Genomic DNA, 24,583 nt, shown 5'->3' with positions numbered 1-24,583 from the left:
TTACAAAGGTGCAAAGTAAAAAAGCAGCTTAAACAACAAACGCCCCAGCCAAAGAGCGATCTAAGGCCGGGGCGTTTCGCTATATTCGTGCATTTAAGGAGGAAACCAATCCGGGTAAGAGGAACGCGGTGAATTCTAGCTTCTTTAGATCTGCTTCCAACGATGAGCCTGTAATCAATTATTGTCTAATAATAAGAATGTCTCTAGGTGGTCTTCCGGTGCGTTGGATTTCAGCGATCTCCGAGTTCGTCAGATTACGGCCAACTAAAATGAGCGAAGATGTCACGTTATTGAAGTTGAAATTGCCCAAGTTGGACACATTTTGACTGCCCCGGAATACCCGGAAGGAACCTTGAAAGTTCGTTCCCGAGAACAACACCAGGGTAACGCGAGAGCTTTGCACAATATTTCTGAGACGGAAGCTGGTAAGTGCATTGTTGAATCTGAACGCTCCAAGATCGCGGACAGCGACCCCGCCGCGTCTGAAGAGAATTCGGCGGCCAGTAAAATTAGTACCTGACCATAATGCAAGACGTACATCGCGGTTTGCCAAATCTATCACTCCTTTTCATAGGGGTGATATAATATATTTCCGTTTCTATGAATCGGTGTGGACAAGAGAGTAGGGCACTTGTTTGATTTTAAGAGGAATCGAATTGCGGCTTTCCGAACTTGCTGATATACTTTTTCCTATTCGATCGCCCAAAATTCATTTTATCGTTTCTAATAACAGGCTTTGCACCTTATTGAATTGATTCATTACAAATAAGGGGCTGAAAGCTATGTGTACACCATTTATTAGAAACCACCAGTATAACGTGATCAAGAAACAAGCGGAATTTCTTCAGAAAACCCTGCGAGCCGTCGCGGATCGAAGCGTTCTGGAGACCGTAAGGTTTAGTGCCGTTACGAATATCGTTGAGGCCTTTCCGACGCTGACGGAGGAGCAGAAGTAGATGCTCGGTCAAATCGCGACCTTCGAGACAGCTTATGAGTTCCAAAGATATCTTGGCGCGTTGGAACAATATCTGGAGCCTTTTCCGCCGATTACGGTGAAGCAGATTAAGAAGCTATTCCCTAAAAATAAAAAGCTGAAAGTACCGGATCTCGCCGCCATCGACTTTCGTTACGTGACGTACTTGAGTTGGGTGGACATCGCGACGAACAAGCTATACATCGTCTACCCGTACGAAGGCCGGTTCATCGGCATCGAGGGCCGCATCACGCCGACCAATAAGAAAGGGTATTGCTTGTTCTGCAATCGGCATCAGGAGCTTGCCTTTTTCTCGGTGAAAACCAAGTCCGCCCATGCTTCGCCGGACAACTTCTCCATGTACGGGAATTATGTCTGCCTGGAGAACCGGGATTGCAACCATAGCATTACGGATACGGGGGCTTTGGAGCGGTTCTTGCTTTCGGTTGGAAAATAAATGTGAAGAGAAGAAGATCGCCGTTGATCGGCGGTCTTCTTTTGCATTTGCATAGGATTGTGGGTGTCAAAGGATTGGAGTAAAATGGAAGCGGAACCCAGGCCGTGCGGAGCACTGCTGGAAATATGATTTGAGGGAGGCACTCTCAATGAAAAAAGCACTGAAAATTATGCTGATGCTGTCCTTGATTTGGGTTTGCTTGGTTCAGCCTGTGTCGGCGGCTACAACAAAGACGATCAAACTCAAGGTGACCCTCGTTAGTGTTGAGTTGGTGGAGAACAATCATGTTGGCAATGAGTGGTATACCAAGGCATCGGTGAATGGCAAAGAAATCGAGGAAGGCTCAACCGTCACTCTGAAGCTAAAATCATCGGAGAGTCTGAAGTTAAAAGCGTATGCGGAAGAGCAGAACAAAATTCCGGAGAGCGGCTCAGCTAACGCAACGGTGAAAGGGGCCTCCGTGACCAAGGACATTACCAAGTCACTTAAAGTAAAGGTTACCGAAAATCGAGGCTGGTATTCCGGGAATACGGCGGAATGGAAATTTACGTTTAAGGTGCAAAAATCGAAATAGACAAGGGAAAAGGGCCTTCCGATCGTCGGAAAGGCCCTTCTTCATGCGCTTGGGGAGCGTTCAAGCCCGCTCCGCCACCGGCCATCGTGCAGCAGTGCGCGGGTTCTTCTTGTACTCGTTGGGCGTGACTCCCACCTCCTGCTTGAACAGCTTGGAGAAGTAGGAGTAGTTGGCGTAGCCGACTTGGTTTGCCACAGCGTACACAGACAGTTTGGTTGTTTCGAGCAGTTGCTTGGCAACGGAGATCCGGACCTGGATGACGTAGCTGCCCAGCGAGATGCCCGTTTCTTTCTTGAATAAGCGGGCGAGATAATCCGGGTTGAGGTAGACGACCTCCGCGAGGTCGTTCCGGGTCAGCTCATCCCCGTAATGGGCGTGGATGTACTGTTTGATCTCCTCGGCAACGGATTTCGGTTCCGCCGCAAAATCCCGATAGGCCATGGCCGTATTCACCAAATAAGTGACGTATTCCTGCATGTCCTCGATGGAATGGAGAGACTGCGCCAACAGCTGCTCATTGGCCCGCGCTGCATATAATTTGTGCGCTTCGATGCCTTTTAACTTCAAGAAGGCATAGACAAGCTGCACAATATCCAGACGGAATAAGGCAAGGCAAGAGGTGTCCAGCGTCTTGCGGTCCAGGCAGTCGCGAAGATATCGCGCCGTCTCGGCGAGGAACGAAGCCGAATCGTTCTGATGAAGCAGTTCCTCCAAACGGGTCAAATTCGGGGGATGATATACCGTTTGCTTTTTTAGATCATCGCGCTCTGCCCAATAGGTTCGGTTGCGGGTTTTGGTCAAACCCTCGTTCATCGCCAGCAGTTGGTGCAGTACGTGGCCGATACTCTCCAGCCGATCGGAGAGACCCACTAAGCAGCAAGCATCGCAATGCAAATAGGCGTTGGCTCTGCGAATCCCTTCGGAGCATAACTCCGCGAGTACGTCGGGTTCCGGCGGGGCGTTCCACTTGAGGATGGCCATCCATTGATGCTCCTTCACCTCCAGGATCGTCTCGACGGCAAACTGCGGATGTTTGAGCAGTTCGCCCAATACATTCCCGAGGGCAAAATCGAACAACCCCTTCTCCTCCCGGCCTAAGCTGCCGTTGTATGGAAACACGTGAATCAGCACTGGCTGAAGGATGTCGGACGGAAGGTAGGAGAGCTGCTGATCTTCCACCGCCTGAGCCACCGCTGCAGGCTTAACGGGTGCGGCCACGCTCGCGTTCACCAGCTTACGCCAGAAATACTCCAAGAGGTTGGCCTGATTTCGCTGCCATAGCACCCCTTCTTGCATCGCCTTCTCCCGCTGATGCTGCTCCTCGGCCCGCGCGACCGCTTTACGAAGGATCAGCATCAGCTTATCGAACTCGATTGGCTTAAGAAAATATTCGAAGCTCTGAAGCTCAATCGCTTTCTGCGCATAGTTGAAATCCGCATAGTTTGTCAGGAAGATAGCCTGGACGGCATAGTTCTCTTCCCGGATCCAAGCGAGCAGCTCAAGTCCGCTACCCTGCGGCATCTCGATGTCAGAGATCAGAATTTGTACCGAGTGCTGTTGCAGGATGTCACGAGCCTGGGCGACGTTGTTTGCGGTATAGACCTTATCGATCCCCAGAGCCTTCCACTCGATTTTCTTCTCTAAAGCAGCGACGACATAAACATCGTCATCCACGACTAATGCATTCATACTGCCACGCTCCTGTTCGTCCCGGCATCTGCCGGAAGGGATAAGATCACGCATGCACCGCCGTCCTCCCGGTTGGAGAACGATACGGCTGCATCCCCGTTGTAGAGAGACGCCAAACGCTGCAGTGTGTTCATAATTCCGATATGGTTTCCAGCAGATTGATCCAGAGGCCTGCCGTTCTGCAGACACTCCAGGATCTCCGGCGGGAATCCGGGTCCGGTATCGGTGATCCGGATCGTCATGCGCTCCTCGCCATCCTCCCGCTCCAATCGCACCGCCAATTCGATGTGTACTTGTGAAATACGGGACACCGCATATTTCACCGCATTTTCCACAAAGGTCTGCAAGACGAGCGGCGGGATTTGAATCTCTGCGGCCAACATTTCCTCTACGTCGATGCGATAAACCAGTGCGTCCGGATACCGGTGTTTCTGAATATCCAGATATATCCGCACGTGCTCGATCTCATCTCTCAACTTAACGAAATCGCCATCGTTTTGGAAGATGTAGCGGAAATATCGCGAGGTGGATAAGGCCATCTGCTCGATTTCCTGATATAGCTGCATTTGCGCCATGCTATAGATATTCGTCAGGCAATTCAGGAAAAAATGCGGATTAATCTGCAGCTTCATATAATCCAATTGGATCCGCTGCTTCTCCAGTTCCCGTTCGTACAAGTCGATTTTAAATTTCTTGATCTGGTCGACCAGGTTCATGAATTGTTTATTTGCTCTTTCCAGCTCGATGATCTTACTGCTCTCGAACGCCAACGGCTCCCCTTCCTCCGTCCAAAACGCCAGGTTATAGGAGAAGCTCTTGATTGGAAGAAGGACCTTGTTCCGGAAGTAGATCAGGATGAACCCCAGGCTGCAGGTGATCATAACGGCGAGCAGGAGGATCAGCAGCTGGGCGATCATGATTTTCTCAAATGTCCCGAACTGGATCACCAGCTTTACGTGAAAAGAAGCGTTCGTGAACTCCCCGTTAACCGTCGTTCCACCCTTAAACAAGTTCTGAAAGAACGAGGGTCGCCGATCCTCGTCCAGCAGCGCACCGTTGTTGGAGATCGGGCTGGTTAAGACCTGGCTGCGATTATCCACCAGGGAGACGAACCCGTTCTCGCCGAGATTCAGCTCCCGTAAAGGACGAATCAGTTGATCCGCGGACACCAGGCTGATCATGTAGCTATCGTGAAAAGGAACGATGTTCGTAATATAGTGCCTGCCGTTAATTTCAACCGGTGTCCACTTGGAGTAAATTTTCTCGTAGACATCCCGTCCCGCCTCCACATTGGCGATGACCTGTTCCTTGAGCTCCAGGTAATCTGAATACGGAATACTGATCGGCGCACAGTTGAGGAAAAAATCCTGTTTCTTCAAATACACGAAGAAATTGTATTCCTGGCCGTAGTTTTTTTGCAGCTCATTAAAGCGCTTGTGCAGATTTTCATTCCCCTCAAAAAACTCCACGCTGTTCATCGGGTGATCGTTCATCGCCTGCAAGTTCTCATCGTTCGCCAGCGTCCAGCCCGTATAGTGGTTGATATAAGCGAAATCGTGGTTGATCCGGTTGATGTATAAATCCGCGGTATCCTGCAGAAAACGCGTGGATTGCTGCTTGACGATCGATACCGCAGATAAGCTGATGACAAAATCCAGGATCAGGATGATGAAGGAGATCAGAAACATGAAGTTAACGTAGTGACGAATCGGATATGGTTTGTTTTTCGCGGTGTTAGCCATGGCCCCCTCGCCTCTTCCTGCCGATACTAGCTTGTTTTTCAGTGGGAACACCTTTATGAATGCGCTGTCAAAGGTATTAACCCTATTATAAATCCTTCCTTTAGAAAAAGAAGACCGAATCCCATCCACATCAACGGAAAGTCCGGAAAGCGTCAAATCAAGTCCGGATTCCGTTATTCCATTCGGCCGCTGGTTAAGGGGACAGGCTTCGGGCCCATGGGAGCCGGCGAGCAAAAGTCCGTTTACTGCCGAGTTTGAGTCCGATAAACGCACCAGGCTGGGCACTATACTGAAGACATGAAGCCGCCGGACATACGAAAGGCGTGACTAGGAGTTTAGACGATCAAGAAGGAGGGGATGTCATGAAATCCGGCGCAGTGGGCCTAAGGCGGACGCTTGGACAAATCAAAAGAAACCGGGGACTGTACTTGCTGCTGTTGCCTGCGGTGGTGCTGACGCTGTTATTCGCGTACAAACCGATGTACGGCGTGGTCATTGCGTTCAAGGATTATAGCCCGGCGCTTGGCATTGACGGTAGTCCTTGGGTGGGGTTCAAGCATTTTGAGAAATTTTTTCATTCGTATCAATTTTCGACGACGATTAAGAACACCATCATTATCAGCTTATACAGTATCGCCACGTTTCCGATTCCGATTGGGCTGGCCTTGATGGTCAATCAGATGCGGCCGAACCGGTTCCGACGTTTTTTTCAAACCGTCTCGTATATGCCGCATTTCATTTCTACCGTCGTCATGGTCGGGTTGATGCTGATTCTGCTCTCTCCGAGCACCGGACTGGTCGGCAATTTGTACAAACTGTTCGGCGGAGATGCACCTGATTTGATCGGTTCTGCCGGTTGGTTCAGCAGCATCTACGTCTGGTCGGACGTGTGGCAGCATGTTGGATGGGACAGCATCATCTACATCGCTGCGTTGTCTACAGTCGATCCCAGCTTGTACGAGGCGGCTACCGTTGATGGAGCCAGCCGCTGGCACAAAATCCGCTACATCGATATTCCGATGCTGATGCCGACGGCGATCACGCTGCTCATTTTGCGGGTTGGCGGTCTGCTGGGCGTTGGATTCGAGAAGGTCTATCTAATGCAAAACGACCTGAACATTACCGCAAGTGAAATCTTGTCCACGTACATCTACAAGATCGGCCTGCTGAGCAGCCAGTACAGCTTCTCCTCGGCGGTCAACCTGTTTAACACAGTCATTAACTTCCTGCTGCTGATTCTGGTGAACCAGATCTCCAAGAAATACAGCGAGAACAGCCTGTGGTAGGGAAGGGGGGAGAAGGAGATGAAAATGGAGACAGCCCATTCAGCAACTAATCCAGCCGTGCAGCCGATCAACAATCGATCCTCCGACAAAGTGATGGAAGTGCTGCTTTATGTCTTTGCGGTGCTGTTTCTGATTGTGTTAATTTACCCGCTTTATTTTATCGTTATCGCTTCTTTCAGCGACCCGTCAGCGGTGGCGAACGGGCAGGTGTGGTTTGTTCCCAAGGGGTTTACCCTGGATGGCTATAAGGAGCTGCTGAAGCACGAAAATATTTGGATCGGCTATCGAAACACGATATTGTATACGGTAGTAGGCACGGCCATTGGCCTGATCGTGAACGTGTCAGCGGCGTACGCGTTGTCGCGGAAGGATCTGGTCGGACGGAAGTTCCTTTCGTTGTTTTTCATCTTTACGATGTTTTTCAGCGGCGGACTCATTCCAACCTTCCTGACGATCCGGGATTTCCATCTGTACGATACGTTTTTGGTGATGGTCTTGCCGTTTTCCGTGATCGTGTACGATATCATCGTTGCAAGGACGTTCTTTCAGTCGAGCATTCCCGAGGATTTGTGGGAGGCGGCGCAAATTGACGGCTGCGGCAATCTCCGTTATTTCGCCCAGATCGTGCTGCCGCTGTCCAAGGCGATCATCGCCGTGCTGGGGCTATGGATCGCGGTTGGTTACTGGAACTCTTACTTCAATGCTTTGATTTATTTAAAAAATCCGGACCTGCATCCCCTGCAGCTGATCCTGCGCAACATCCTGATCACAAACCAGATGCAGTCCGGCATGGGGACCGGGGAAGCAGCCCAAATCGCGCTTCGGCTCGCCAATCTGATGCGCTACTCCGTCATTATTATCGCCACCGTCCCGATCATGTGCGTGTATCCCTTCCTGCAGAAATATTTCAATCAGGGGGTGATGATCGGAGCGGTCAAAAGCTAATTGGACACCGTAAGGCATGGTACAATCAAAGAATGGGGGAACGAGCAATGAGCAAACAAACAGGCAGATTCACGGTAAAAAAATGGACCGCGCTGATTCTTGCGGGAGCGCTCGCCTTTGGCCTCGCAGGGTGCGGCGGCGGTAAATCCGCGGATTCCGGAAGTCCGGCGCCAAGCGATACGAGCTTCTTCAATAAAGAGGGGCTGCCGATCGTAAACGAACCCGTTACGCTAAAGGTGTTGACGATGCGCTGGGGGAACATGGGCGATACGTTTACCCAGAATCAGTGGCTGAAGGATTTGGAGAAGAGTACGAATGTCAAAATTGAATGGCAGGTCGTGTCCTCGAACGATTGGAACGAGCAGAAATCGATCATGCTGGCCAGCGGCACGCTGCCGGACATTATATTAGGCGACCAGACCTTTTCCGATTCTGATATCGTCAATAACTTAAGTTACTTCCGTCCGCTGGACGAGTACATTGACCAATACATGCCGAACCTCAAAGCCGCGATGGCCGAGACGCCGGAGCTGAAGAAGATCAGCACGTTCCCGGACGGCAAAATCTATTCCTTGCCGACCCGGCTGCCGTCGCGTCCGAAAACGAAAAACCAGCCGGTCATTAACAAGGCTTGGCTCGATAAATTGGGACTCCAAGTGCCGGACACGGTTGATGATCTATACAACGTGTTGAAAGCGTTTAAAGAGCAGGATCCGAACGGCAACGGGAAAGCGGACGAAATTCCGTATACCGAAACCGGGTTGGCCCCGGATTTCCTGAATCCATTTGGCATTACCGACATCAACGCCAATAACATGTTGGTGAAGGATGGCAAACCGGTGTTCTATCCAACCAGCGAGGAGTACAAGGAAGGCTTGAAATTCGCCCATAAGCTGTATGCGGATGGCCTGATCGACAAAGAGTTGTTCACCCAGGATGCCACGATGACATCGGCGAAACAGCAGAATGCGGATGCTCCGATCGTCGGATTTACGAACCAATGGACGCCGGACGCGGTGTTTGGCAAATGGAGTGATCAGTATGTCGCCATTCCGCCTATCGCAGGTCCCGACGGGAAGCGTTACAATCCGGGGAATCCGAACGGTATGAGTTTTAACCGCAACGAGTTGTTGATTACGACGTCCTGCAAATATCCGGAAGTGGCCGCCCGCTGGGCCGACCAGTTCTATACCAACGAAGCGAGCATCCAGAACTTCTGGGGCGCGATTGGCACGGTCATTCAGAAGAATGACGATGGCACCTACACCTTGATGGATCCGCCGGCCGGCACCAGCGCGGACGCATGGTACTGGGAGCAATCGCTGCGGGATTTCGGACCGAAATACGTCAGCCCTTCCTTCGAGAAGAACATCGTGCTTAACCCGAAAGCTGGCGACGGCCTGAAGCTGGAGATTGACAAAATGGGCAGCGAATACGTGACTACGCCATTCCCGAATGTCATGTATACGGCCGAGGAGTTCCAGGAGCTCCCGACCCTGACCACGGACATCGACACTTATGTTTCGACGATGCGCGCCCAGTGGGTAACGAAAGGGGGCATCGACGAAGGCTGGGACGCTTACGTGAAGAAGCTGAACGACATGGGCCTGGAGAAGCTGATGAAAATCCGCACCGACGCCTACGACCGTTACATGAGCGTGAAATAACATCTTAATCGCCAAGGAACCGTCCTGTACATGGATTGCAGGGCGGTTTTGTATTCTTTAGGGATGACGGGATGATCCCATGCAGGTATGGATACCCGCGGCGGAGAATATAGCGTTATATATCCGTTGATGCATTAAGGAAAAGGAGGAGCCCCATGAACGAAGAGCAGCTCAAGAGATCCGGCAATCCCTTATTTACAGGCTGGTATGCGGACCCGGAAGCGAGGATTTTTCAGGATCGGTATTGGATTTACCCGACGTACTCGGCCCCTTACGATGAACAGACGTTTTTTGATGCTTTCTATTCCACGGATTTGACGGAGTGGACGAAGGTTGAGCGCATCCTGACGATGGAAGATATCGCTTGGGCGCGACGGGCGCTATGGGCTCCGTCGCCGATCGAACGAAACGGAAAGTTCTATTATTATTTTGCTGCGAACGACATTCAAAGTGACGAGGAGCTGGGCGGAATCGGCGTGGCGGTTGCCGATCGGCCGGAGGGTCCGTACCGGGATGCGCTGGGCAAGCCGTTGATTGATCGGTTTCATTTTGGCGCGCAGCCGATTGACCCCCATGTTTTTCTCGATGATGACGGAAGCGCTTACCTGTACTATGGGGGGTGGGGACATTGCAATGTGGCGAAGCTGACCGAGGACATGATTCATCTGGACACGTTCGAGGATGGAACCACGTTCAAGGAGATCACCCCGGATCATTATGTTGAGGGGCCTTGCATGTTCAAACGGAACGGCATTTACTATTTCATGTGGGCCGAGGGGGGCTGGACCGGACCGGATTATTCCGTAGCCTACGCCATGTCCGATTCGCCGGTTGGACCGTTCAAGCGCGTAGGCAAGATTCTGCAGCAGGATCCGGAAATCGCCACCGGCGCCGGTCATCACGGATTTCTGCAAATTCCGGGCAGCGACGAGTGGTACATCGTTTACCACCGCCGGCCGCTCAGTGAAACCGATGCGAATCATCGCGTGGTTTGCATCGATCGCATGTTATTTGAAGAGGACGGGCGAATCCAGCCAGTGCAAATGACCCATGAAGGCGTCGCAGCCAGACCGCTGGTGCGTTAGTCAGCTAAACGGGAAGATTCTTTGGTTGCTTGGCAGAGATAGGCCGAAACCATCGCGAAGTAGGATGGGAAGAAGCTTGGAAGGGCATCGGAGGGGGCATGATCATGACAAACAACTTCCTCGACCTCGCTTATTTGCAAAAAGGCAATGAGCGTCAGCGTCAGGCTTACATGGCGATGGAGGAGCTGCAGATGATAGACAGGCTGGCTTCCTATCATCCGGTCTTGGCTGGAACGATTCCGCTCGATATTGATATGCCCGACAGCGACTTGGACATCATCTGCGAGGTGTATGACGCCAAGCGGTTTGAGCAAGAGCTGGAGCGTTATTTTGGGGCATGCAAGGCGTACACCTGCTCCAGCAAAATTGTCGGCGGACTCCTGCGTACGGTCGCGAACTTTACCCATCACGGCTTGGCGTTCGAGGTATTTGGTCAGCCCAAGCCGGTGACGGAGCAGAACGCTTACCGGCATATGGTGATTGAGCACCGGATGCTGGAGATGGGAGGGGCATCGGCCCGGGAGGCGATCCGGAAGCTGAAGGCAGAGGGCTTGAAGACGGAGCCGGCGTTTGGCAAGTTTTTTCGGCTGGAAGGGGACCCTTATGAAACGCTGCTGGCCATGTATGAGTGGGAGCATGCACGGCTGCTCCATTTTATCGAAGAAAGGATCGAAACGAAATGATCCTAAGCAGGATGGTATGGAATAGGATATCGACAACGCCAGCTTGATCAGGTATAAAAGAATCAATAAGAAAGTGAAAGTGGCAGTTTAATTCCTGATCAGGAGGCGAACCAGACATGGACCCTAGATATCCGATAGGCGAGTATGCCTTCACAGGCGAGATTACGGCGGCGCAGCGGGAGCAATGGATACGTGAAATCGAGACGCTGCCGGCGCGATTAAGGCAGGCGGTGGCCGGATTAAGTGAAGATCAGCTGAACCTTCCCTACCGCGAGGGCGGCTGGACGCTGCGGCAGGTTGTGCACCATCTGGCTGACAGCCATATCCATGCCTACACCCGGTTTAAACTGGCGCTGACTGAAGAGACCCCAACGATTCGGCCTTATCACGAAGACCGTTGGGCGAAGCTGTCCGACTACGAGGGAGACATCGAAGCTTCACTGCTTCTGTTGGAAGCGCTGCATCGTCGCTGGACCCACCTGTTGAGATCGCTGAGCGAGGAAGATTTTGAGCGTTCGTTCCACCATCCCGAATCGGGGAAAACGACGAGCTTGGCCTACAACCTCGGAAACTACGCTTGGCACGGGAATCATCATCTTGCTCATATTACGGCGTTAAGAACGCGGTTGGATCTATAGTTCCATTCTTCTCTTTTGAAGACAGCCTGAAAGTCCTAATAAGGACGGCAGGCTGTTTTTTGTTTGCATCGAAATTGGAAAAGAACTTTAATTTCCGCTATAAATCGGCATTTTGAGTTATAGAAAGAAAGCGCTGTCTATTTTAACATGGGGTTCGTAATCGAACTTATCGATGAAAGGATGGATGATTCGTGAAGGCGGGTACGGGGAAGAGGTCGAGGTGGAGTGCGATGCTCCGATATGTACTGATTGCGATATTGGCTTGTTCGTTGACAGGTGGCGCGCAGATCGCCCCAAAACAGGCGGCCGCTGAAGGAGGAAGCACGCAAGCAACGGAGGCAGTTTATACGTTTGAGGCGGAGGCGGCGGCAAATACCTACTCCGGCAAAGCCGGTCCGGTTCCTTGCGACACCTGCTCCGGCGGAGCAAAAGTAGGCAACCTTTACCAAGGCTCGGCGATGCAGTTTAACGGGGTGAATGTAACGGAGGCAGGCGTTTATAAGCTAAGCTTGTCCTATATTTCCGGGGATCCCCGTTCGTTTATGGTCAGCGTAAATGGCGGAGAGCGGGAGCGTTTCTCGCCGCCGGCGACGAAGGATTGGAATACGGTGGGCGTATTCGACTTCGAGGTCCGTTTACAGGCGGGCAATAATACGTTGTCTTTTGACGATGACGGCGGATATGCTCCGGATTTGGACAAAATCAGCTTGACCTTCGTCACGTCCTCGGAGCCGGGAACCGATCCGGGGAACGGTGAAGATCTGGAGCTTGGTGCGCCGCTCAGCACGGTGAAATACGGGCCGATTGCCGTAACCCGGCACGCGAAAGGGATGAGCGTAACCAGCGGCAGTCTGAAGCTGCTCTATAATACGGAAAATGGGCTCTCGGCGTACAGCTGGAAAAATCGCGGTGAAGAGGCCAAGATCCAAGGGGCGTACAGCTCCATACAGTTGGACCAGTACTTAACCAGCAAGGATTACGCCAAGCATGAGTTCAAGCTGGAAGAGGTGGAGCGGTTCCACGACCGGGGAGGCAAAGGGATCAAGGTCACGGTGAACAACAGGCAGGAAGGTCTGCCGACCCTGAAGCAAATCTACTATATCTATGAGCAGAAGGATTATTTGCTCACTCAAGTTATTGCCGAGCAAGATACGCCGCTCGCAACGAACTATATTGTCCCGCTGATTGTAGATCACCGCGGCGGAGTGGATATCGGCCAATATGGCGACAACCGGGTGCTGGTAGCTCCCTTTGATAACGATGCATGGTCGCGGTATTTGTCCAAGACGATCAACACGGATCTCAACAATCAAAATTATGAAAGCTCGGAACTGACGGCCATTTTCGATAACGACAGCCGTCGCGGCTTTGTGGTGGGTTCGGTTAGCCATGATACGTGGAAAACCGGCATTTATTGGAGCGGATCCAATGACCGTCTGAACAAGCTGAACGTATATGGCGGCTTCACTTCTCTTGCTTCCACGCACGATTCGCTGCCGCATGCCAAGGTCAGCGGGACGACGATTGCTTCTCCGAAGGTGTTTGTTGGATTTTTTACCGACTATCGGGACGGTTTGGAAACCTATGGTCAGGCAAATGCAGTGGAAGCCCCGCCGCTGGCTTTTGGTCCCGGTGTTCCGCAAGGGGTCCCGGTGGGCTGGAACAGCTGGGGAGCTGTCGGCAGCAAATTAAGCTACGATCAAGTGATCGAAACCTCCAATTACTTTAAGGAGAAGCTGCAAGGAGAGTCGTTTAATAACGAAGGTCAGCTGTATATTAACCTCGACTCGTACTGGGATAATATGAACGATGAGCAGCTGGGGCAGCTGGTGGATTATATTAAGGCGAACGATCAAAAAGCAGGCATCTATTACGGCCCGTTCGTCTACTGGGGCGATAATTTGAACCAGACTGTGGAAGGCACGGACGGAAAATATACCTATGGCGATATCGTCCTTCGCGATGCGCAAGGGAATCCGCTGCCGAAGATAGACGGCGCCTATGCCGTCGATCCGACCCATCCGGGGACGAAGCAGCGTATCGACTATTATATGAATCGCTTTAAGGAGCATGGCTTCGAGTATATTAAGCTGGATTTTCTGAGCCATGGCGCATTGGAAGGCCAACACTTTAACCTGCAAGTTTTTACCGGCATTCAGGCTTATAACGAAGGAATGGCTTACATCGTGGATGCGCTGGACGGCTCGATGTTCATCAGCGCGTCGATCGCGCCGCTGTTCCCCAGCCAATACGCGCACAGCCGGCGGATCTCCTGCGATGTTGACGGTTCGCTGGGCAGTACGGAATACCAGTTAAACAACCTGACCTACGGCTGGTGGCAAAACGGAACCATCTACCGCTACACGGATCCGGACTATATGACGTTGGAGAAGGGCGGCTCACTGCTTGGAGCGCAAACCCGAGTGAACGCGGCGGCGATTTCCGGTACTGTGTTCCTAAACTCGGATGATGTGGCGAATCAGACGGCCCGGGAGTATATGGAGCAGCTGCTGGTGAACCCGGCGGTGAATGCGGTGGCGAAGAAAGGGCTAGCATTCCGGCCGATGGAGGGCAACACCGGAACGGCAGCGGCGGACGCTTACATCTTAAAAGACGGCGGGGGATATTATCTCGCGATCTTCAATTTCACGAACGAGCCGGTGGAACGGACGATCTCCTTCGAGCGGGCTGCCATGGACAACAAAGGGAAGTCCGGCTTCCGCGTGACGGATCTGTGGACTGGTGAAGAATGGCGTGAGAAAACGGAGCTGCACGTCACACTGCAAGGGGCCGAGTCGAAATTGCTTCAGCTTGTTCCTGTTGCGGGGGGCGGAAAAAAATAAACAAAAAAAGGAGCCGTGAATCTCGGCTCCTTTTTAATTTGTTACAGCACCCAAGCGCCCACAATCCCGGCAACGATGCCAAGGATGACCACTGAGGCGAACAAGAATCCCAACACCTTGCGCGGGAACGAACGCGACACCATCAGCAGAGACGGCAGGCTGACAGCCGGCAGCGTGATGAGCAGGGCTGCAGCTGGGCCTGCGCCAAGCCCAAGCGCGGTGAACGATTGAATAATCGGAATTTCCGCAGCCGTCGGAATGACGAACAACGTGCCGACGAGGGCAAACAACAGGATGGCTAGAATGCCGCTGCCCAACTCAACGGGGAACAAGACGCCTTGGAAGGCTCCCAGCAGCAAGACGGACAACAGATACGCCGGTACAACGTTCAGGATCATCATCCCGAGGCTCTTCAGCCAGCGAAGAGCGAACGGTCCCTCGTTCTTCTGTTCGGCTGCCGCTTCCGCCTTTTCCAGCTCCGCTGGCGCGGGAACCTGCTGGCCTTTCGCCAGACGGTTGGCGAGGTAACTTACCCCAAACGTCAGCACGATGCCAAACACGAGGCGGAGCAAAGTAAATTTCCAGGACAAGACAAAGGTCATGAAGATCAATGTCGCCGGATTCAGTACCGGATTACCCAGCCAGAAGGCCAGGCTGGCGCCGACGGATACATTACGTTTCCGCAGGCCGGCGGCGATAGGGGCGGCACAGCAGGTGCACATCATCCCCGGCAAGGAGACGATACCGCCCAGAAACGTGCTCTTAAACCGGCTGCTGCCAAGCACTTTATATAACCATTGAGCCGGCAGGAGCACCTGGACAAGCGATCCTAGTAAAATCCCGAGGACGGCGGCCTTCCAGACCGATTTGAAATAGGCGGCTGCATAATCGAGCGCGGCACTCCATGAAATGGGTCCGGAAGCATCTGATCCAAGGATCGAAGAGCCAATCGAATGCTCGGTGGCGGCTTTGAACGCTTTTCCATAATAAGGCCACCACTTGACATAACTTAGGCCAGCGATGGCTATGATGAGAAACAGAACGACAAATATCGCCGTTTTGCGTTTATCCAAACCGCGTGGTTGCTGTTGCGGATAGTTGCCGCTTGATGATGAAACCATAGACTTCATTTCCCTTCACATATGATTCAAAATTTGAACTAAGACACGAAATATAGTATACCATACGATGGCAAGTGAACTACATTGAATCTGCTGGTAAGCGAGAAGCGGGACGGTTGCCATTTGTAATTCAACGGAGTACGCTTAAATAAGCATAAGCTAGAAAATCCTATATCGATACGTAGGGAAGGATTGTGATCCGTCATGTCTACTGTTGAACCTATAAAATTAACATCCTTGTCCAGCAAAGGAGGCTGCGGCTGCAAAATCGGCCCGGCAGACCTCATGCAAGTGATTCGAAGCCTCCCGCCAACGGTGCCGAATCCAGATCTGCTGGTGGGGCTTGATACAAGTGATGATGCCGGGGTATATCGGTTAAGCGATGACCTCGCGCTGGTGCAAACGGTCGATTTCTTTACACCAATCGTTGACGATCCGTACGCGTTTGGCCAAATCGCCGCCGCAAATGCGCTCAGCGATATTTACGCGATGGGCGGCAAGCCGCTCACCGTGCTGAACATTGTAGCTTTTCCGATTTCCACTTTGGATAAAAGCATTCTGGCCGACATCCTGCGCGGCGCAGGAGACAAGGTGCAAGAAGCTGGAGCGACGCTGGTGGGCGGCCACTCCATCGACGACAAAGAGCCGAAATTTGGCTTGGCTGTGACCGGGTTGGTTCACCCGGATAAGGTCAGAACCAATGCTGGCGCCAAGCCGGGGGACAAGCTGATCTTAACGAAGCCGATCGGCGTTGGCATCATGACCACCTCGATCAAGAAGGATCAGCTCAGCGCAGAAGAGACGAAGCGGGTCACCGAAGTCATGTCGACCTTAAACAAAACGGCCGCTGAAGTCATGGAGCCGTATGATGTACACGCATGCACGGACGTGACCGGCTTTGGATTGATGGGACATACCCTGGAGATGGCCAAGGGCAGCGGAACCGGCATCACCATCTTCCAGAGCCGCGTGCCGGTGCTTCCACGCGTGCGGGAATTAGCGGAGCAAGGATTTGTCCCTGGCGGAACGAAGAACAATTTCGCGCATGTGGAAGCGAACATTACGTTCCCGGACTCGCTGGATCAGATCGGCCGATACATCCTGTGCGATGCGGTGACATCGGGAGGCTTGCTGATTTCTGTGAATCCGGATCAAAGCGAGCAGCTGTTGGATGAACTGCAGAAAGCCGGCGTTGAAGCGAGCCTGATCGGTGAGGTCACCGCAGAGAACGCGGGCCATATTGTGGTCGAAGCCTAGGAAGGGGTTTGCAGCATTGGATATGTTTCAGGATATAGGCTTGCAGGAATGGGCGGAGCAGCGAGAAAGCGGCAAAGCGATCACCATGATTGACGTTAGATCGCCCTCCGAGTTCGCCGAGTCCACGATTCCAGGCAGTTTGAATATCCCGCTGTTTGATGATCAGGAGCGGGCGGAAATTGGAACTTTATATAAGCAGGTGAGCGTAGACGCCGCCAAACAACGCGGGCTTGAGATCGTTTCAGCCAAGCTGCCCGACTTTGTCCGGAAGTTTGCGGAAATCCCGGGGCGTAAAGCGGTGTTCTGCTGGCGTGGTGGGATGCGAAGCCGAACGACGGCGACGCTGCTCAGTCTGATGGATATCCATACGTACCGGCTGGCCGGCGGATATCGCGCTTATCGCCAATGGGTTGTCAGCACGCTCGAGCAGATGGAGTTTGCTCCTGAACTCACCGTGATCCACGGGAATACGGGAAGCGGCAAAACCTTGCTGCTTCGCAAGCTTCAGGAACAAGGGTATCCCGTTATCGATCTGGAGAAGATGGCGGGTCATCGGGGCTCGGTGTTTGGGCAAATTGGGCTGCAGGCGCATAACCAGAAGATGTTCGACTCGCTGCTGTTGGATGATCTCCTGCGTTATCGGGAAGCGCCTTACGTGTTGATGGAGGCGGAAAGCAAACGAATCGGCAAGGTGGTTGTCCCTGAATTCCTCATGGAGAAGAAAGAGCAGGGGCGGCATATCCGGATCGATCTGCCAACGGACGTACGGGTGCAGATCATTTTGGAGGATTACGAGCCTTGGAACAATCCGGAGGGCTGTCTGCTAGCGTTCCGAAAAATCAAATCCAGAATCCATACGCCCATCGCTGCGGAAATCGAACAAAGCCTGCTTGCAGGCCGCTATGACCGCGCGGTTGAGCTTCTTCTAACTTACTACTATGATCCTCGGTATGCCCATACAGAAGGGCAATACGAGGGAGCGGAATTTACGGTGATTCGGGCCAACACGGTTGACGAAGCCGTCATGGAAGTTCAACGACTCTTACCGAAGTTGGTTTAACTCCGATTGACTTCTTAACAGCTCGCAGAGGTTCTGCGGGCTGTTATTTTGCTAAACCGTTTTAGGGATGGTAAATTCAGCCAATTGCATTTACAATGGAAAAGAAAATATGGGGAAAAGTGGGAAGGTGAAACGGTTGAAGCAACAATTGAATCAATTCGGCAAAGCAGCACGCAGAAAGCCGACCGTCAAATTGGCATTCCTAGGTTTGGTGGCGCTTTCAGTAGTCATGCCGCAGGGGGCGGCGCTGGCAGAGGAGGCCACAGCCTCTACGTCAACAACGACGACGATCGTAAACACCGGGAACTTGGGAGCCGATCCGTCCAAGCAAGGGGAGGCAGTTGCCGATTCGTCTCGTGCCAAAATTACGAAGGAGCAGGCTATCGCTAAGGTTCGGGAATTGTTTCCGATTTTGAAAGAGGCGACAGTGAACCAGGTCGAATACGGGATTATTAATGTGTACCCTGCACCAAGCTATCAGGATGTCTGGACCATTCATTGGCAAGTTGAAGTTGGCAATGGGAGTCACAGCTTTTCAAGCAGGGTGGATGCCATCACCGGGGATTTGATGAGCACCTATATTACCTTTCCGCGACAAGGCAATAAGGTCTATTATCCTCCGAAATTAACGAGAGAGCAGGCTTCGGAACAAGCGAAGGCCTTTCTCGCCAAAGCTGCTCCATCGTTATCAGCCGATGAGGTGAAAGAAAGTGATTCTCTTTTTTACTTGGATTCGCAGGCTTTATTTGGTCCGGTACAGTATGATTTTTCTTTCGATGTTCTGAAGAATGGGCTGCCCTCCGGTTTTGAATCCATTCATATCACGGTAACCGGCGATGGAGAAGTCGTCTTTTTTAGCCGTTCTGAGGAGAGGTTGGAATATCCGTCCTCCGTTCCGACGGTTTCTAAAGCGGAAGCGGAGAAGAAGTTCCGAGACGAGTTCCAGGTTGAACTGGGGTATGTCCCGGTACGGAAGAACGGTGCCATTTCCGATTGGATCCTGGCTTGGCAGCCGGTTTCGGATGCTTCCCTGGCCATTAACGCCCAGACGGGACGCAAGATTAACAGTGAAGGTACAGAGCTGACCTCCACCACGGTTACAATTAGCGATGTTCCAGCCGGGACCAAGATATTTGAGCCGCGCACTTCTAAAGTGGAATTAACATCTGATGAAGCCGCGAAGTTGGTGGAACAAACGGTTTTTATTCCAGAAGGCCGGAAGCTTATATATCCGAGTATGAGCAGCGATTACAGGAATCCGGAGAGGAAGACATGGAGCTTAAGATGGGAAGAGGAGCGCCAGAACCTGACGGGACCGATGTATTTCCCGGCCCAGACGTACGCCACGGTCGATGCCTTGAGCGGACAAATTCTCGGGTTCCAGATTGAAGCGTTTAATTATGGCGAGCCGCGTGAACCGTTGGCGCCTCCGCCTGGAGCAGCGAAACTGAATTATGAGCAAGCGAAGCAGCGCGCCTTGGAATGGGTGAACCAGTTATATCCGCAAGCGAGCCGGAACCTAAAACTGATTGAACGCGGGGAATCTTGGAGTCGCCTCTCGAATGGAGAGCAATTCCGCTTCGAATTGACCCGTTACGTTAATGACCTTCCGGTGCTCGGTGGAGGGGTTTTTATTACGGTCGATGCGTATGGTCGGTTGTTCTTCTATTCTGTGAACCACGAGCAAATTCCGGAGGATCTGCCGGACAGCCAAACAGCAACCGTAACAGCGGAGCAAGCACTCCAATCGTACCTGGACAACTTTAAATTAGAATTGCAGTATAACCAGATCGGCGGGTATATGATTGATAATACCTACGTGGATCCAAAGGTATACCTCGTTTACTCACCGCAATTCAAGGATCCAGGAACGTCTTTTCAAGTGCTGAATGCCGTGACGGGCAAGTGGGTGACGACGTATGAGGGCATCCGCATGGAACCAACGCGGGGTGACATCGAGCCCAAAGATGTGAAGGGCCACTGGGCAGAGGCAGATTTGAAGACCCTGGTTCAATACCGCATTCTAGAAACGGATGAGCAAGGGAACCTGAATCCCAATGAGACGATCACGGTGGGGGACTGGCTGACCTATGCCGTGAAGGCGGCGAATCCTTATTATACAAGCTACGTGCTGGCATCCCCGTCTGCCGCGTCCGCAGAGGTCTCGATGGACGACAAGTATTCCCAGGCGGTGAAGTACGCTGCCGATTTGGGGTGGATCGATCCGGCCGAGCCGTTACAACTGGATCAGAAGCTGACCCGAGAGCAGCTGGCCATCTTGCTTACCTCGATGGTCAAATACGATCGCTTGGCGGCGAATTTCTTCGGCAAAGACGCATTCATCAACCAGTTCAGCGATGCCAAGCAAATCACTCGCCCCGGCGAGGTCACCATAGCGGTTCGACTCGGATTGCTGCAAGGCCAGAACGGCAAATTCAACCCGCAGCGCCAAGTCACCAAAGCCGAAGCGGCTTCCATCCTGATGAGATTGGTGAAGCTCCAAGGCCGAACTGATCAGCCGATTGGATCGGAGTAAGCCGGGAAGGAGCTATTTGTTGGGTTTGCCGATGAGGCCGAGTGGCGTGAAGCGCTCAAGAAGCAGGAGGAGCATTTGCGCCACACCTATGGAGTGGAAGTTCCCGGAGCCGAGCCGATCAACGTCTCGGAAATGAACGAGCAAGCCCGGGAATCGATGGAGTTTACGGGGAAGCTGGCCGAGGCATTACGCTCCGGAATTTCCCACGGTGACGAAGAGGTCCGGCAGCTGATCGAAAGACATCTGAATTTTATGGAAAAAACACAGTCACCCTGCTTCTCCGGATGATTTTGTGGCGCAGGCCCGTTTTTTCCTCAGCGTTGAGTTCCATCGCACCATGCTGGAAGGACAACAAACCGGGCTGGCGTATTACTTGCTGGCGGCGGCTGAAGCTTATGCGGCTACCGCGCCGGATGCTAACGACAGTGACCAGTAATACTCAAGAGCCCAATACCCCAAAGGCTCCCGCGACATGAGGTCCGGGGGCCTTTTACATTCCGCGTGCTGAATTGAGCCAGATACTTATGGTAAAATCAGGTTACTGCTGAGAAGAGTGGAGTTACGTCTAAGGTACCTTTACCAGGGAAAGGAGTTAGGTTGATGTTAAAGTGGTTTCAATATAATTGGCAAGTCCGGGACGAATGGTTTCACTGGTGTGAGAATGTCCCTGAAGAAGAGCTGCTGCGCAAGCGGGTCGGCGGTGTGGGGAGTATTTTACAGACCTTATTTCATATCGTTGATGTTGAATGGAGCTGGATCCGCACCATCGAAGGGAAACCGGATTTTCAGGAGGACTTCAAATCGTTTATGTCTTTAGAATTGGTGAAGAAGCTGTCGGATTCCTTTCATACGGAAGTCGAGGCGTTTCTTCAGACTTGGACCCCCGAGATGGACGGAATACTTGTGACCGATTCATGGGGAAGAGAGTTTACGCAAGGCGAAATCCTCCGTCATGTGATTGCCCACGAGATTCATCATATCGGTCAGCTGTCAGTGTGGTCACGGGAGTTGGGGCGGGTGCCGGTGTCACCAAATTTTATTGACCGGGGACTTCGTTAGCTTTTGATAAAAAAAGGGTAACCTATCCATATCTCCCAAATTACGACCGAGGAGGAAACGTCTTGAGACAGAATATTCAGGTGCCCTTTGGTTATGAGCCTCCGGCCCCGAGCCGGAAAGGGACGTTAATCTTCTACGATTCCTTTGAGTTGATTTCGGACGAAGAGCTGCTGCGGGCCGCGGAAGAGGCGGAGACCCGCAAGTTTGCGAAGCTGGTCCTTTATCCGCTCCATGAAGAAACGATGAGACGGATGTCGAAAGAACCGGTGAGTCCTTTCTATCGAAGGGAGGACCGGTTGCATGCGTGGAGACGGGAGCAGAAGGGAGCAGGGCTGGCGCTCCTTGTGGAAGGCTGGGAAGGCAAGCGGAAAAAGTATACGCCCATCGACACAGCCCTTCGTCATCTAACGGAGGCTTATCCGGCCCCCCACTTCCTGTATCTGACACCGGAGCTGGCAAACCAATTTGCTTCCTTCTCCTCCTTTGAGGAGTGGATCGTCAAGATCCGGCTTCTGCTTGCGGCCGAGCCGAGCCATCTGCATCCGCGGCTGGAGAAGTTCAGCCATCGTTGGGATCTGGCCGGCGCACGGTTAGATTTCGCTTGAACACGTGTTGTCTATTTATTTTGCAGGAGGGAAGAGGATGAAATCGATTTGCGTATTTGCCGGCTCGCGATTTGGTGAAGACGAGCAATACCGCGTCAAGGCGGAACAGCTGGGAAAAGTCATGGCACAGCGGGGATACCGCTTAATTTATGGAGGCTCTAGGCACGGGCTGATGGGCGCCGTAGCGAATGCGATATTGGAGGCCGGCGGCGAAGCGATTGGCATCATGCCTTCCGGTTTGATTCACGGAGAAATGGCGCATCCGGGGTTGACGCAGTTTATCGAAGTCGAGGGTATGCATGCCCGGAAAGCAAAGATGAGCGAGCTGGCAGACGGGTTCATCGCTCTTCCCGGTGGATTTGGCACGTTGGAGGAGCTGTTTGAGGTGTTATGCTGGCTGCAAATCGGCATCCACCAGAAGCCGGTTGGCGTTCTTAATGTGCAGGGCTATTTCGAGCCGCTGATGGAATTGGTGAATTCCTGCATCCGGGCCGGCTTTGTCCATCCTGGGCATGAAGCCTTGATCAATCTAGCCGAGGAACCGGGCGAGCTGCTGTCGCGGATGGAGAACTTTGTACCGGTTATTGCGGAGAAGAAATGGAAGCAGGGGCGAACCCTGTGAAATATAGGCATTCAAAAAAGAGACGGAGGCGATAGAATGGACAGAATCAACACATCGCATCGGAGCAGAAGCCTCTGGATGATCACTTGCTTGCTGCTGCTCGTGATCCTCGTAGTCGGGGGATGTTCGGGGGCAGCACGCAATCCTTCGTCTTCTGTTGGAGAAGGAAACGGAGGTTCCACCTCCAACGGGACGGAAACGAACCAAGGAGAGACGTCCCCTTCAACCCCCGAAGCGCCGGAAACCTCGGAGAAACCGGCCGATCCTGCCGCCAAACTGCTGGATGAGCTCAGCACCGAGGAGAAAATCGGCCAGCTTATTCTGGTGGGCATGGATGGAACTGAGCCAAACGACGTGACTCGCCAGCTCATCGAGGAGTATCACGTTGGGGGCTTTATTTTCTATAAAGACAACATCCAGGACACCAAGCAGGCGCTTACCTTATTTAACGGCTTGAAGACCGCCAACCAGAACAAGGCGGTACCGCTGTTTCTGAGCGTTGACGAAGAAGGCGGGCGGGTCAGCCGCATGCCTGGGGAACTCACGAAGCTGCCTGCCGCTCGCAAAATCGGCAATACCGGCAGCGAGGAATTGGCCGGGCAAATTGGCGGAATCATCGGGCAAGAGCTGGCCGGCTTCGGACTGAATCTGGACTTCGCCCCGGTGCTTGACGTCAACAGCAACCCGGATAATCCGGTGATTGGGGATCGGGCATTTGGCACGAAGCCGGAAATCGTTAGCCGCATGGGCATTGCCGTGATGAAGGGAATCCGGGAGCAAGGCGTAATTCCGGTCGTTAAGCATTTTCCGGGACATGGCGATACTTCGGTGGATTCGCATCTGGGGCTGCCGGTTGTGGAGCATGATTTGGACCGGCTGCGGAAGCTGGAGCTGGTGCCCTTTAAGCAGGCGATTCAAGAGGGGGCCGACGTCGTCATGATCGCTCACCTGTTGATGCCGAAGCTGGACCCCGAGCATCCGGCTTCCTTCTCTAAGGCGGTCATTCATGACTTGCTGCGGGAGGAGCTGGGATACGAGGGGACGATCATTTCTGATGATATGACGATGGGCGCCATCGTGGAGCATTACGATATCCGTGACGCGGCCGTGCAGTTCATTCAGGCCGGCGGGAACATCGTGCTGGTGGGCCATGACGAAGAGAAGGAGAAGCAGGTGATCCAGGCGCTGCGCGATGCCGTCAGCTCCGGCACCATTTCAGCGGAAACGCTGGATGAACGGGTGTATAACGTGCTGAAGCTGAAGCAGAAATATAAACTCACCAACGACCCTGCGCAAGGGCCGAATACGAAGCAGTTAAATCAGGATATCAGCGATATCCTTAAGCCTTACGGGCTCTGATCCTTGGGACTGTCCGGGCGGTACTGGTGCTGGTAACGATCCAGATCAATCCGTCCGCCTGGCAGCACTTCGACGCCTTCCGCTTCCAGGTTCCATGTCTGCTCTTGGAAGGCGGCTTCTTCTTGCAATGCGATTTGCCCCTTCCCGTTCACAACCCGGTGCCACGGCAATCCGTATTTACCGCTCATGCTATGCAGGATGCGGACGACCTGCCTGGCGGCGCGGGGACTTCCTGCTGCGGCAGCGATCTGGCCGTAGGTCATCACCTTGCCTGGCGGGATGGAGGAGATGATTTCAATCGTTCGTGCGGTAAACGGCTGCATGATGAAAACTCCTTATTTTTAAATGAAGATTGTCTATACCGTTATATACCACGCCGCAA

The 24,583-nt window shown here is 52.7% G+C and carries 22 protein-coding genes and 1 pseudogene; 18 read left to right on the top strand and 5 right to left on the bottom strand.

Annotated features, from left to right (window positions below; translation table 11 throughout):
* Positions 1 to 178: 178 nt before the first annotated feature.
* Positions 179 to 553, bottom strand: a complete 375-nt coding sequence (locus tag M3G15_RS21500; protein WP_009225051.1) for a hypothetical protein — start codon at positions 551 to 553, stop codon at positions 179 to 181.
* A gap of 229 nt (positions 554 to 782) precedes the next feature.
* Between M3G15_RS21500 and M3G15_RS06095 the strand changes: the two are divergent.
* Both M3G15_RS06095 and M3G15_RS06090 read left to right on the top strand, forming a co-directional pair.
* Positions 783 to 1,430 (top strand): annotated as a pseudogene (locus tag M3G15_RS06095) (FusB/FusC family EF-G-binding protein).
* 148 nt (positions 1,431 to 1,578) lie between these two features.
* Positions 1,579 to 2,004 (top strand): hypothetical protein, encoded by a 426-nt coding sequence (locus M3G15_RS06090; RefSeq protein WP_260070376.1) that lies wholly within the window; start codon positions 1,579 to 1,581, stop codon positions 2,002 to 2,004.
* A 60-nt stretch (positions 2,005 to 2,064) separates the two neighbouring features.
* On the opposite strand, the gene M3G15_RS06085 is transcribed toward M3G15_RS06090, so the two are convergent.
* The gene (locus M3G15_RS06085; protein ID WP_260070375.1) at positions 2,065 to 3,693 is read right to left on the bottom strand and encodes a response regulator; all 1,629 of its coding nucleotides are present in this window, start codon (positions 3,691 to 3,693) and stop codon (positions 2,065 to 2,067) included.
* Complete coding sequence (locus tag M3G15_RS06080; protein WP_260070374.1) at positions 3,690 to 5,435, bottom strand: sensor histidine kinase; 1,746 nt, start codon at positions 5,433 to 5,435, stop codon at positions 3,690 to 3,692. Before M3G15_RS06080 ends, M3G15_RS06085 begins: the two co-directional genes overlap by 4 nt.
* 362 nt (positions 5,436 to 5,797) lie before the next feature.
* Between M3G15_RS06080 and M3G15_RS06075 the strand changes: the two genes are divergently transcribed.
* The 7 genes from M3G15_RS06075 (at position 5,798) to M3G15_RS06045 (ending at position 14,582) form a co-directional block, all read left to right on the top strand.
* Positions 5,798 to 6,721: an ABC transporter permease gene (locus M3G15_RS06075; RefSeq protein ID WP_009225056.1), complete on the top strand. Its 924-nt coding sequence runs from the start codon at positions 5,798 to 5,800 to the stop codon at positions 6,719 to 6,721.
* Positions 6,722 to 6,739: 18 nt separating this feature from the next.
* Positions 6,740 to 7,666: a carbohydrate ABC transporter permease gene (locus tag M3G15_RS06070; protein ID WP_260070373.1), complete on the top strand. Its 927-nt coding sequence runs from the start codon at positions 6,740 to 6,742 to the stop codon at positions 7,664 to 7,666.
* 47 nt (positions 7,667 to 7,713) lie between these two features.
* Positions 7,714 to 9,333: an extracellular solute-binding protein gene (locus M3G15_RS06065; protein WP_009225058.1), complete on the top strand. Its 1,620-nt coding sequence runs from the start codon at positions 7,714 to 7,716 to the stop codon at positions 9,331 to 9,333.
* A gap of 155 nt (positions 9,334 to 9,488) precedes the next feature.
* Positions 9,489 to 10,418, top strand: a complete 930-nt coding sequence (locus M3G15_RS06060) for a glycoside hydrolase family 43 protein (protein WP_260070372.1) — start codon at positions 9,489 to 9,491, stop codon at positions 10,416 to 10,418.
* 104 nt (positions 10,419 to 10,522) lie between these two features.
* Complete coding sequence (locus tag M3G15_RS06055) at positions 10,523 to 11,101, top strand: DUF4269 domain-containing protein (protein WP_260070371.1); 579 nt, start codon at positions 10,523 to 10,525, stop codon at positions 11,099 to 11,101.
* 116 nt (positions 11,102 to 11,217) lie between these two features.
* Positions 11,218 to 11,739, top strand: coding sequence for a YfiT family bacillithiol transferase (locus M3G15_RS06050; RefSeq protein ID WP_260070370.1), 522 nt, complete (start codon positions 11,218 to 11,220; stop codon positions 11,737 to 11,739).
* Positions 11,740 to 11,969: 230 nt separating this feature from the next.
* On the top strand, positions 11,970 to 14,582 hold the full coding sequence (locus M3G15_RS06045) for a carbohydrate-binding protein (RefSeq protein ID WP_260070369.1): 2,613 nt from the start codon (positions 11,970 to 11,972) through the stop codon (positions 14,580 to 14,582).
* Positions 14,583 to 14,623: 41 nt separating this feature from the next.
* On the opposite strand, the gene M3G15_RS06040 is transcribed toward M3G15_RS06045, so the two are convergent.
* On the bottom strand, positions 14,624 to 15,703 hold the full coding sequence (locus M3G15_RS06040) for a permease (RefSeq protein WP_260070368.1): 1,080 nt from the start codon (positions 15,701 to 15,703) through the stop codon (positions 14,624 to 14,626).
* Positions 15,704 to 15,907: 204 nt separating this feature from the next.
* Here M3G15_RS06040 and selD point away from each other — a divergent pair, with 204 nt between their 5' ends.
* The 9 genes from selD to nagZ all read left to right on the top strand — a co-directional run bounded on the left by selD (position 15,908) and on the right by nagZ (position 24,201).
* Complete coding sequence (gene selD, locus M3G15_RS06035) at positions 15,908 to 16,960, top strand: selenide, water dikinase SelD (RefSeq protein ID WP_260070367.1); 1,053 nt, start codon at positions 15,908 to 15,910, stop codon at positions 16,958 to 16,960.
* Between the two features lie 22 nt (positions 16,961 to 16,982).
* Positions 16,983 to 18,020, top strand: a complete 1,038-nt coding sequence (gene mnmH, locus M3G15_RS06030; RefSeq protein WP_260070366.1) for a tRNA 2-selenouridine(34) synthase MnmH — start codon at positions 16,983 to 16,985, stop codon at positions 18,018 to 18,020.
* A gap of 136 nt (positions 18,021 to 18,156) precedes the next feature.
* On the top strand, positions 18,157 to 20,556 hold the full coding sequence (locus tag M3G15_RS06025; protein WP_260070365.1) for an S-layer homology domain-containing protein: 2,400 nt from the start codon (positions 18,157 to 18,159) through the stop codon (positions 20,554 to 20,556).
* Positions 20,557 to 20,631: 75 nt separating this feature from the next.
* Positions 20,632 to 20,844, top strand: coding sequence for a TipAS antibiotic-recognition domain-containing protein (locus tag M3G15_RS06020; RefSeq protein ID WP_009225064.1), 213 nt, complete (start codon positions 20,632 to 20,634; stop codon positions 20,842 to 20,844).
* A gap of 4 nt (positions 20,845 to 20,848) precedes the next feature.
* Entirely contained in the window at positions 20,849 to 20,992 is a 144-nt protein-coding gene (locus M3G15_RS06015; RefSeq protein WP_009225065.1) for a hypothetical protein, read from the top strand.
* A gap of 164 nt (positions 20,993 to 21,156) precedes the next feature.
* Entirely contained in the window at positions 21,157 to 21,615 is a 459-nt protein-coding gene (locus M3G15_RS06010) for a DinB family protein (protein ID WP_036645134.1), read from the top strand.
* A gap of 62 nt (positions 21,616 to 21,677) precedes the next feature.
* The gene (locus M3G15_RS06005) at positions 21,678 to 22,220 is read left to right on the top strand and encodes a hypothetical protein (RefSeq protein WP_260070364.1); all 543 of its coding nucleotides are present in this window, start codon (positions 21,678 to 21,680) and stop codon (positions 22,218 to 22,220) included.
* Between the two features lie 37 nt (positions 22,221 to 22,257).
* A complete protein-coding gene (locus tag M3G15_RS06000; protein ID WP_260070363.1) occupies positions 22,258 to 22,842 on the top strand; it encodes an LOG family protein in 585 nt (194 codons plus the stop codon).
* 36 nt (positions 22,843 to 22,878) lie between these two features.
* Complete coding sequence (nagZ, locus tag M3G15_RS05995) at positions 22,879 to 24,201, top strand: beta-N-acetylhexosaminidase (protein WP_260070362.1); 1,323 nt, start codon at positions 22,879 to 22,881, stop codon at positions 24,199 to 24,201.
* Here the strand turns inward: nagZ and M3G15_RS05990 are convergent.
* Complete coding sequence (locus M3G15_RS05990) at positions 24,189 to 24,524, bottom strand: MGMT family protein (RefSeq protein ID WP_009225070.1); 336 nt, start codon at positions 24,522 to 24,524, stop codon at positions 24,189 to 24,191. The two genes, nagZ and M3G15_RS05990, sit on opposite strands and share 13 nt — an antisense overlap.
* Positions 24,525 to 24,583: the final 59 nt, after the last annotated feature.

Origin of the sequence: Paenibacillus sp. p3-SID1389 (assembly GCF_025151705.1) — a bacterium.
Classification (GTDB): Bacteria; Bacillota; Bacilli; order Paenibacillales; family Paenibacillaceae; genus Fontibacillus; species Fontibacillus phoenicis.
This window is presented reverse-complemented; position numbering and strand designations above follow the sequence as displayed.